The following is an 11362-nucleotide window of genomic DNA, read 5'->3' as shown; positions in this document are numbered from 1 at the left end:
TATTCACACTATTGCTTGAACCCGGACAATTCGTTGGAGCAGCACCTGTAGAAACCACATTATAGTTTGTTCCTGCATTTAAACCAGTCCATGATAGAGCCGAACCTGTACCTGCTTTTGGAGCCTGTACGTTAGTCGTACCTATTCTTAACTGATAGCTTACTCCTGATTGTGAAGTACTAGAACTAACTGTTCCTGTGCCTGGATTAGAAGCACAAATAGAACTTCCGGTCAATACAAGAGCAACTGGACTAGGATTCACATTAACATCAAACTGAAATGTATCGAAACAATTAGTTTGACCTCTCTCTGCTCGAACATAGAAGGTTCTTGGAGAAGATAAAACTGTAACTGAGGTTGGACTTGCTACCGCATTCTCCTCATTTTGTGCATCAGCCAAAGTGTTATAAAACGTAATAACTGCAGAATCTGGATTAGTCAAAATTCCATTATTCAGATTTACTGAAGCTGCTCCTGTAGATCCTGTTTCACAAACAGTAATTGGTTGTGTTGTAATTACCGGAGGTAAACCTATAAATCCAAACAAATAAGGCCCGGCAAAGTCTTTCAACTCACTACCGAAAGCCCCTTCATTAGGCCCACCACCACTACTACGGGTTTTTACCATTAAACTACCCAATATAGAGGAACAGTTATCTGATTCTCCTCTTCTATCTAATCCAAATGCAGTCAAATTAATACTAATCTCAACAAACTGGTATCGAGTATACATATCTACTGCCGTTGGAGTAGTACCTTCCCAAGTATCCCATGGCGGTGCCTGAGTACGGGAATTTTCATAGGTTGAAAAATCGTCATTTACCCTACCCCACATATATTGACCACTTGTTTTTGGATTAATGGCCGCATAACCAAATTCTCCTGAACCTGTTCCTTTTTCGAAAGCTACAGTTTTATCTATATTAAATGGTCTGCCACCAAGGGTATTATTGTAATTATTAAAAGTGGTTTCACTCATCCATACCCTGATTCTGATAGAAGGAACATTTCCTCCGTTGATATAATCTACCGATACAATAATGGTTCCGGGAATATCAACAGCTCCTGTAACGGGATCAAAAGTCCAGGCAGTACGTCCACCATCAGTACCTGTATTCACTATAGCATTCCCAGTAAGTGTGGCTGCCGTTCTGAAATACTCAAAGTCAAGATGTTTATTCCCATTGGTAACCACCAACGAAGCCGCTGTATAAACATACAAAGAATCAAATGGCCTGTCATCCTGAGGAAATCCGAGATTCGTTGTTGGATCATGTGGATTTGTTCCTCTTAAATGAGCATATACATCAATGATATCATCTTTTTGAGGCACACTACCTGAAGTTCCAATAGTCCAGGTATTGGGATGATCTGAATTTTTATCCCCGCTGCCTGCAAAATAAGATTTTTCAGCATTACCTCCCTTTACATAAGTATCTCTTCCGTAAACAGCATCTATCCATAAATAATCTGTACCATTGCTATTAACCACCGGAAAAGGAATATTATCAGCCAACCTATTAGGAATAAATTCCGACTGTCTACGTTGGAAAGAAGTATTTGTCATCGGATTCGGAATAACGTCTGAAAACGGATTAGCCTTTGGAATTGTTTCATCAATTACCCCTTTGCCTGTTGCTCCCTTAAACCAATCATCAGTATTAATTCCTGGAATAGGAACAATGGGAGCTGGGTTAGCTTGAAACTGAAAGGAACCGGAATACACATCCCCGTCAATACCAAAATTAGCTTTAACAGCAGATGAACCTACATCCTGTCCAAATGAATTGACCGTAAAAAACAAGGACAAAAAAAGGAGTATATTGCAGCAAAGATTTTTTTTGACTACAACATTCTCCATAAACATTTTTATAAAACCTGTCTTACAGCAATCAAGAAAAGCGAGAAAATACATTTCTGCACTTTGCATCGTATAAAAAATATTTTTTTTCATGATAATAGTATTTTTATGTCATATTTATTTAATTATATTAAATAGGCATATAAAAAGATTTGGGGAAAAACATCATAAAAAACACCTTCAATTTATTATTGAAGAACACCGTCTTTTTGAAAACTATAAATTAGAAGATAAGCATACGGTGTTCAAAAGCTATTTCAACTTTTGAACTATCCAAAATACTTTATTGAAGTAGGGAATCACAATATTTTCCAGATTTAGGGAGAAAATTTGTCAAAAAATATCTATAAAATACTTATACCTATAGATAAAAGATATTACTTACATCTTTCTTCAATAAGGCAAAATACCTCAACAAATACTGTTTAAAGAAATTAAAACTACTGTAATTCAGGTTTTAAATAGTTTTCAGAATGGGGGAAGAAAACTTGTAGATAAACATCTTCATAAAACTATGAAGCCACCAATCAATTAATGGTACTAACTAAAAAGAAAATGGGCTTAATCTTTTGACGTTAACCAACAACTATTAAAAAATAGTCTCCAATAATTAAAAAAGGTTAAAAGCAACTGTTTTCAGAATGGGGAAGAAAACTTGTAGATAAATATCTTCATAAAACTATGAAGCCACCATCAATAATGGTAATAACTAAAAGAAAATGGATTTAATCTTTTGAGGTTAACCAATATGCAATTAAAAAAATTATTTTTTCTAAAATTTAACACAACATATTAGGTTACAAATAAGTTTGGGGAAAACTTATAAAAGAGTCTTTAACAAAATAAAAAACGCGAAATTAGCAACTAAAAATGCGTTCTAATCCTATTTTGTCTCTCAAAGTTAATTTTAAATAAAAGACCTAAATGTTAAAAAAATCTTAAAATAGACTATCCGTGTTTTTTACTCGATAAACTGCAACAAACCAGTTTAAAAAACAATATAAATAAAAATTTAGCAACTAAAAACCTATTAATTTCTACACTTAAAAAAACTGTTAATCAAAAAAATAAGCCAAATATAACGAATTTATTTTGGCTTATTTATAAGGTTTTAAAAAACTATTTTATTTATTTCAAACTCAACAAACTTTGTTCAAGAGTTTCGATTTTGGCTAAAGCATCGGCTTCTTTTTGTCTTTCATTAGCAATTACCTTTTCAGGAGCTCCAGCCACAAATTTCTCATTAGATAATTTAGCCTGTACCGATTTTAAAAATCCTTTGATATATACTAACTCCGCATTCAGTTTTTCGATTTCTTCTTCGATATTAATATTTCCGGTAATCGGAATGAAATATTCATTTGATTTCACACGGAAAGACAAAGCCGAATCCACTTTTTCAGAAACATATTTTAAATCAGCAACATTTCCTAATTTGGTAATAACTGCATCAAAATAAATCGCCACTTTATCATTATTCATAACCATCAATTCAATGCTGTCTTTAAACGGAATATTTTTATCTTTTCTAATGGTTCTGATTCCGGAAATCACTTCAGAAGCAAAGTCAAAATCCTGAATTAATTTTGAATCAAAAGCTTTCATTTCCGGCCATGTCGAAACAATCAATGCTTCCTCCGCAGTTCTTTCGGCGATGTGTTGCCAAATTTCCTCTGTTAAAAACGGCATAAATGGATGCAATAATTTCAAGTTATTCTCCAGCATTTCAATTGCTTTATCAAACGTAGCTTTATCAATTGGCTGTTGATATGCAGGCTTAATCATCTCAAGGAACCAGGAACAGAAATCATCCCAAACTAATTTGTAAATTCCCATCAAGGCATCAGAAATTCTGTATTTCTCAAAATTATCTTCAATTTCCACCAATGTTTGTTGCAACTTCGCTTCATACCATTCGATAGCTACTTTTGATGATTCCGGTTGTGGGATAGTTTCAGAAACTTCCCAGCCTTTAATCAATTTGAAGGCATTCCAAATTTTATTCGAAAATCCTTTTCCTTGATTACACAGCTCTTCATCAAACATAATGTCATTTCCTGCCGAAGCACTCAATAATAATCCTACACGAACACCATCAGCTCCAAACTTATCAATTAAATCTAAAGGATCAGGAGAATTCCCTAATGATTTAGACATCTTACGACGTTGTTTGTCACGAACCAAGCCGGTTAAATATACATTAGTAAATGGTTTTTCACCAGCATATTCATAACCTGCAATAATCATTCTTGCTACCCAGAAAAACAAAATATCCGGACCTGTAACCAAGTCATTTGTTGGATAATAATATTTATAATCTGCACTTTCAGGATCCAGGATTCCACCAAAAACTGACATTGGCCACAACCAGGAAGAAAACCAGGTATCAAGAGCATCAACATCTTGTTTCAAGTCGGAAGTTAGAAGTTGGGAGTTAGAAGTTTTTTCTTTGGCTAAAGCCAAAGCTTCTTCGATGTTTTCAGCAACTACAAAATCCTCTTTTCCATCTCCATAATAATAGGCAGGAATTTGTTGTCCCCACCATAACTGGCGAGAGATATTCCAATCGCGGATATTATTCAACCAATGTGCATAAGTATTATTAAAACGGGACGGGTGCAATTTAATATCACCATCTTCCAAAACCGATTTGATTGCCGGTTTTACCAAATCTTCCATTTTCAAAAACCACTGATCTGATAATCTTGGTTCGATTACAGCCTTAGTTCTTTCAGAAGTTCCAACTTTATTCAAATGGATTTCGGTCTTTGCTAAAGCTCCATTTTCTTCTAATTCTTTTGCAATTTCGGTACGAACCACAAAACGATCTTTTCCTTGGTAATGCAAGCCAAAACTATTCAGCGTAGCATCTTCATTAAAGATATCAACGATTTCAAGATTGTGTTTTTCTCCTAAGGTTTTATCATTCATATCGTGAGCAGGAGTCACTTTTAAACATCCTGTACCGAATTCAACATCTACATATTCATCTTCGATAATCGGGATTACTCGACCACAAATTGGAACGATTGCTTTTTTACCTTTTAAATGTGTAAAACGCTCATCATTAGGGTTGATACAAATAGCAGTATCTCCAAAGATTGTTTCCGGACGCGTTGTAGCAATAGTTAAAAAGTCTTCACTACCTTCGATTTTATATTTTAAGAAAAATAATTTTCCGTTTTGTTCTTCATAAATAACTTCTTCGTCAGACAAAGTCGTTTTGGCTTCCGGATCCCAGTTTACCATTCGGTATCCTCTATAAATTAATCCTTTGTTGTATAAATCTACAAACGATTTAATTACAGATGCTGACATATCCGGATCCATTGTAAATTTAGTACGTTCCCAGTCACATGAAGCTCCCAGTTTCTTAAGCTGTTCCAAAATGGTTCCGCCATATTTATCTGTCCATTCCCAGGCATGCTTTAAGAATTCCTCACGAGATAAATCGTTTTTATTGATTCCTTCTGCTTTCAATTTAGCAACAACCTTAGCTTCAGTAGCAATTGATGCGTGATCCGTTCCCGGAACCCAACAAGCATTGAACCCTTTCAAACGCGCTCTACGAATTAAAACATCCTGAATGGTATTGTTTAACATGTGCCCCATGTGTAAAACTCCGGTAACATTTGGTGGAGGAATTACAATAGTATAAGGTGTTCTATGATCTGGTTCTGAATGGAAATAGTTGTTTTTCATCCAGTAATCATACCATTTTTGTTCTATCGTTTTAGCGTCAAATTGTGCGGGAATTGCCATAAAAAGTAAGCGTTAAAAACCAAAATCATGTTTTGGTCTAATTTTTGTAATTTATATCGGGAACAAAAGTAAATAATAAAGTACACTATAAAAAGAGAAATAAAAATTTGTGTACTAATTAAAACGAAGTATATTTACTTTATATAACCCAACCACAATGAAAAGAATAGCCGCATTATTAGCAATCTTATTATTTAGCAGTATTGGATTTGCTCAAAAGGGAGCTAAAATAGAATTCAAAGCGAATAATAACACTATTGATTACGGAACAATTAACAAACAGAATGACAATGGAATTCGTGCTTTTGAATACACCAATACAGGAGACAGTCCTTTGATTATTTACTCTATTCAATCAACAGCCAGTTGTACCGTTTTATCAAAACAAAACGAGACTGTTTTACCTGGAAAATCAAGTAAAATTGAAATTAAATACAATATGGTTCCCGGACCAATACGAAAAACAATTACCGTAGAATCTAATGCCATTAATTATGATAATGGCCGAATTCCACTGAAAATAAAAGGAGAAGTTACAAGCTTATAACATTCTTTTAAAAATGACAATGCTTCTTAGATTACTCTAAGAAGCATTTTTTTTATAAAATATTCACTAATTGGAATTTAAAATTCATCAAATTCCCTTCTCTCAGAATCCTCAGTTCTATCCAAATTTCATCTTCTGACCACAAAAGCGAATTGATGTCCTGCAACGAATAATTATACACTTCTTTCCCATCAATAGCAACCAAAATATCTCCCGTTTTCAAACCGCTTTTGGCAGCATTTGAACTCTCCCTGATATAACCAATTTCATAAACGGGCTTCAATTCCATTTTATAGCTAAAATTAGCGCCGTTTTTTTCCGGATTATCTTTACCTCTGTCTATTACAATTGAATTATCCTGAATCACAACCAACTGCTTCACCCATTGCACGCCGGAACGCCATATCTCAATCCCACTCTTATTGTAATAAAATGAAGCCTTGTACGATTTATTTTTCTTTAAAAACAGCTGCTGTCCATCATAATCAAAAACAACCGAAAAGCGTTTTAAAATCTCACCGCCTAAGGACCCCAATCGATTGGTATTTAAGCTAATATTTTTTATCGAAGCAGAATCAGGAAAGGCTACAATAGGTGAATCAAACTTAAAATCTGCAATTGAAAACTCGGCTATACGCCCCCTCTTTCCTTCAACAGCACCACTCAAACCCTGCCCCAGATAATCATCAAAATGTTTCTTAGGAACATTAATTTTATCCGAGAGCCTGTCAAAAAGCCAAACAGCATCACTATTTCCCGTATCAACAAGAAGCTTGGCCAAAACTTCTACAGTATCAACCTTTACCAACGCATTCACATACGGTTTCTGTCTTTCTACCAAAAGGGGAACTTTAGTGTATTCTTTCTGTATTTTTTTATGAAAATTAGAATTATGTTTATAAAAAACAACCTGTTTATTCCCATAATCAATCGACACCAAATGATTTATAAAGGCCGTATAACCAATAATCCCGTTTACTGTAATCCCAACAAAACTGGACAAATCAAAAGAAGGATCAGTAATTAAATACAACGAATGATTCCTGGACTGAAGCCCGCCTATAGTCAATACATTTCCAGATGACTTATAAGCATCCACTCCATCGTCTTCTCCTAAACCTCTAATTTTTATTTTTTCTACATGTTGCAAATTTATCTTTTCAGGATCCTGAAAACCAAACACAATAGTATCCTCGACACCTGAATCTAACAAAAACAGCAAACTCACACCATTAACTTCAACAGGAATAAAAACTAAATTGTTAATTGTTTTTGCAGCTACCCTAACCCTGTCACTCTTAGTTTTTACAAATTCAAATCCTTCTTGCGAAAGGACAGGAATCGCAAAACCAAATAGAAAAAAAAATAAGATTATTTTTTTCATGGACAGCAGTTTCCATAAAGTTAATAAAAATCCTGCATTTAAAATCATATAATTTCAAATAGTAAAATATTCGGTAGGCTAGTTCAAAAAAAAAATCGCAAATTTGTAGCAAATTTTTATTAACATGCCTGAGATTTCAATAAGAGGCCGAAGAATGCCTGAATCGCCAATTCGTAAATTGGCTCCATTTGCTGATATAGCTAACAAGAAAGGCCTAAAAGTATATCACTTAAACATAGGTCAACCCGATATAAAAAGTCCAGAGATAGCCATTCAAGCCATTAAGAATATCGATATGGACATTATTGAATATGGTCCATCGGCTGGTTATGAAAGTTACCGAAAAAAATTAGCCCAATTTTACACTAATCAAAATGTAAGGGTTGATTACACTGATATTATGATTACCACTGGTGGTTCTGAGGCATTATTGTTTGCATTAGGAAGCATTATGGATCCGGGAGATGAAATCATCATTCCCGAGCCTTTTTATGCTAATTACCATGCTTTTTCTGAAGAATCAAGTGCTACCGTAATCCCTGTAAATTCAAGTTTTGAAAGCGGTTTTACCTTGCCTTCTATTGAGGCTTTCGAAAAACTAATTACACCTAAAACTAAGGCAATATTAATTTGTAATCCAAGTAATCCAACTGGAAACTTATATTCTGAATCAGAAATTCAACAACTGGGCGAATTAGTTAAAAAACACGATTTGTTTTTAATTGCCGATGAAGTTTATCGCGAATTTATATATGACGAAAAAGACATCCATTATTCAGTAATGAATCTTATTGGCCTGGAACAAAATGTAATCATGATTGATTCAGTTTCCAAACGTTACAGTATGTGCGGTGCTCGAATTGGCTGTATGGTGACTAAAAACAAACAGGTTATTGCTGCGGCAATGAAATTTGCACAAGCGCGTTTATGCCCACCTACAATTGAGCAAATTGCCTGCGAAGCAGCTATTGATACTCCGCAAAGTTATTTTGACGAAGTTATCACAGAATACAAAGAGAGAAGAAACACTTTGATTTCTGAATTACATAAAATTGAAGGTGTAAAAGTTACTCCGCCTAAAGCCGCTTTCTATTGTATTGCCGAATTACCGGTAGACAACACCGAAACCTTTGCCCAATGGCTCTTGGAAAGCTATCAGTTAAATGGAGAAACCGTTATGGTTGCTCCGGCAGCAGGATTTTATTCGACTCCGGGAATGGGACTAAATCAGGTGCGTATTGCTTATGTACTTAATAAAGAAGACCTAACAAAAGCCGTTCATATTTTAAAAGATGCAATTGCAACTTACAACGCAAGGTAAATATAGAATCATCTTTTAAATCACAACAATTAAAGACAATAACTAAATTAGTTATTGTCTTTGTTTTTTAAACAAACTCACAAAACAAGATGAATTAACAGCCTAAAAAGAGCTGATTTTTTATCAAAAGCTATAGAAATTCTTTAGTTTATATTAATTATCTTTACAGCCTTAAAAATATACACCCACTATAATAGTAGTATTTAATGATACAAAACGAAGAACTGCACGACGAAATCGGAGACAATCATATTGGTTCAAGTGCAAAAAATCCTATGCGAGCTGATGCCTTTGCAATTTCGGATGATGAAAAAATTAGTAGAATAAAAAAAGACGTCGAAAATATCCTTCTAACTCTTGGAATGGATTTAACTGACGATAGCTTAAAAGGTACACCTAACCGTGTTGCCAAGATGTTTGTAAAGGAAATTTTTGGAGGATTAAATCCAAACAAAAAGCCAAAAGCTTCTACCTTTGAAAACAACTACAAATATGGTGAAATGTTAGTCGAAAAAAACATTATTGTTTATTCTACTTGCGAACACCATTTATTACCAATTATCGGTAGAGCTCACGTAGCCTACATCTCCAATGGTACTGTAATTGGTTTATCAAAAATGAATCGAATTGTTGAGTATTATTCTAAGAGACCTCAGGTACAAGAGCGCCTTACCATGCAAATTGTACAAGACTTACAACAAGCTTTAGGAACAGAAGATGTAGCTTGCGTAATAGACGCCAAGCACCTTTGCGTAAATTCAAGAGGAGTTAGCGATATCGAAAGCAGCACCGTAACATCTGAATTTGGAGGAAAATTCAAAGAAGAACAATGCAGAAGAGAATTTTTAGACTATATCAAATTAGAAACTAAATTCTAGACTTTTTATATTCAAAACCCCGCAATTCAAATCTTCGATAAAAAAATAAGCGAAGCAAACTGCTAAAAAAGCTCCCAAAAAATTAAAACATGTCAATTTACAATACTCAAACACTAAAAATATACAATTCACTCTCTGGAGAAAAAGAAACTTTTGTACCCATAAACGAAGGTAGCATTGGAATGTATGTTTGCGGACCAACAGTTTACAGTAATGTACATCTTGGAAACCTCAGAACTTTCATGTCATTTGACGTGATTTTTAGATATTTCATTCATTTGGGCTACAAAGTAAGATATGTTAGAAACATTACCGATGTAGGACACATCGTGGATGATGTTGATGAAGGAGAAGACAAAATTGCCAAAAAAGCACGCTTAGAACAATTAGAACCAATGGAAGTGGTACAGCGTTATACTGTAGATTTCCATGAAATCCTAAAAGCATTTAATTTTTTACCTCCAAGTATTGAACCTACAGCAACAGGGCATATTATTGAACAAATTGAAATTATCAAACAAATAATTGATTCCGGAATTGGTTACGAAGCCAATGGATCGGTTTATTTCGATGTGGTAAAATTCAACCAAAGCAATCATTACGGAAAACTAAGTGGCCGTAATATTGAAGACATGCTTGCCAACACCAGAGATCTTGATGGGCAATCTGACAAAAGAAACCCTCAGGATTTTGCGCTTTGGAAAAAAGCCGAGCCACAACACATCATGCGTTGGCCTTCACCATGGAGCGATGGCTTTCCTGGTTGGCATTTAGAATGTACAGCCATGAGCACCAAATATCTTGGCAACCACTTTGACATTCACGGAGGCGGAATGGATTTAAAATTCCCTCACCACGAATGCGAAATCGCTCAAAATGAAGCCTGCACAGGACAAACTCCCGTGAATTACTGGATGCACGCCAACATGCTTACCTTAAACGGTAAAAAAATGGCTAAATCTACCGGTAACAATATCTTACCTGGAGAGATTTTATCTGGAAAAAACACTATTCTTAGCAAAGCTTTCCCTGCATCAGTAGCCAGATTTTTCATGCTGCAAGCGCATTACAGAAGCATTCTTGACTTTTCTGACGAAGCCATTGTTGCAGCCGAAAAAGGATACAAAAGATTAATCGAAGCAATTGATTCGCTAAAACAAATAAACGTTAGTCCAAACAGCAGTTTAGATATAGCTGGTTGGAAACAAATTTGTTATGACGCGATGAACGACGATTTCAACACACCAATCTTAATTGCACAATTATTTGAAGGTGTTCGTTTTATTAATTTACTAAAAGAAAACAAAGAAACCATCAGTGCTGCTGACCTTGAAATACTTTCTAAAACAATACAAGCCTTTGCTTTTGATGTTCTGGGACTCGAAAATCAAAAAACAACAGACAACAGTAACGACAAATTAGAAGGCACTATAAACATGTTGATTGGCATGCGAAACAAGGCACGTGCCGATAAAGATTTTGCCATGTCAGACCACATCAGAGACCAATTGCTTGCTTTAGGAATTCAACTAAAAGACAGCAAAGAAGGAACAACTTTCAGCATTTAGTTTTGAGATTTTTATCGAAAATATTTTTTTATGAATCTCAA

General features: G+C 34.7%; 7 protein-coding genes. 4 read left to right on the top strand and 3 right to left on the bottom strand.

The window, feature by feature from the left end; translation table 11 throughout:
* Both EOD40_RS10770 and EOD40_RS10765 read right to left on the bottom strand, forming a co-directional pair.
* Nucleotides 1–1954: hypothetical protein (locus EOD40_RS10770; RefSeq protein WP_164905468.1), on the bottom strand; the 1954-nt coding region annotated here is incomplete at its 3' end.
* 1035 nt (nucleotides 1955–2989) lie between these two features.
* Complete coding sequence (locus tag EOD40_RS10765) at nucleotides 2990–5623, bottom strand: valine--tRNA ligase (RefSeq protein ID WP_128195389.1); 2634 nt, start codon at nucleotides 5621–5623, stop codon at nucleotides 2990–2992.
* 157 nt (nucleotides 5624–5780) lie between these two features.
* On the opposite strand from EOD40_RS10765, the gene EOD40_RS10760 reads away from it, so the two are divergent.
* Nucleotides 5781–6170: a DUF1573 domain-containing protein gene (locus EOD40_RS10760; RefSeq protein WP_128195388.1), complete on the top strand. Its 390-nt coding sequence runs from the start codon at nucleotides 5781–5783 to the stop codon at nucleotides 6168–6170.
* 52 nt (nucleotides 6171–6222) lie between these two features.
* Here the strand turns inward: EOD40_RS10760 and EOD40_RS10755 are convergent, their stop codons facing one another.
* Nucleotides 6223–7554 carry an aspartyl protease family protein gene (locus EOD40_RS10755; RefSeq protein WP_128195385.1) on the bottom strand — a complete coding sequence of 444 codons (1332 nt, stop codon included), beginning with the start codon at nucleotides 7552–7554 and terminating at the stop codon, nucleotides 6223–6225.
* Between the two features lie 124 nt (nucleotides 7555–7678).
* On the opposite strand from EOD40_RS10755, the gene EOD40_RS10750 reads away from it, so the two are divergent.
* From EOD40_RS10750 to cysS, 3 genes are all read left to right on the top strand, one after another.
* Nucleotides 7679–8875, top strand: coding sequence for a pyridoxal phosphate-dependent aminotransferase (locus EOD40_RS10750; protein WP_128195383.1), 1197 nt, complete (start codon nucleotides 7679–7681; stop codon nucleotides 8873–8875).
* Between the two features lie 206 nt (nucleotides 8876–9081).
* Nucleotides 9082–9753, top strand: coding sequence for a GTP cyclohydrolase I FolE (gene folE / locus EOD40_RS10745; RefSeq protein ID WP_128195381.1), 672 nt, complete (start codon nucleotides 9082–9084; stop codon nucleotides 9751–9753).
* A gap of 89 nt (nucleotides 9754–9842) precedes the next feature.
* Nucleotides 9843–11321, top strand: a complete 1479-nt coding sequence (gene cysS / locus EOD40_RS10740) for a cysteine--tRNA ligase (protein ID WP_128195380.1) — start codon at nucleotides 9843–9845, stop codon at nucleotides 11319–11321.
* The last annotated feature ends 41 nt before the right edge of the window (nucleotides 11322–11362 follow it).

The sequence above is a fragment of the Flavobacterium sufflavum genome, from assembly GCF_004016525.1.
GTDB classification, from domain to species: Bacteria; Bacteroidota; Bacteroidia; order Flavobacteriales; family Flavobacteriaceae; genus Flavobacterium; species Flavobacterium sufflavum.
This window is presented reverse-complemented; position numbering and strand designations above follow the sequence as displayed.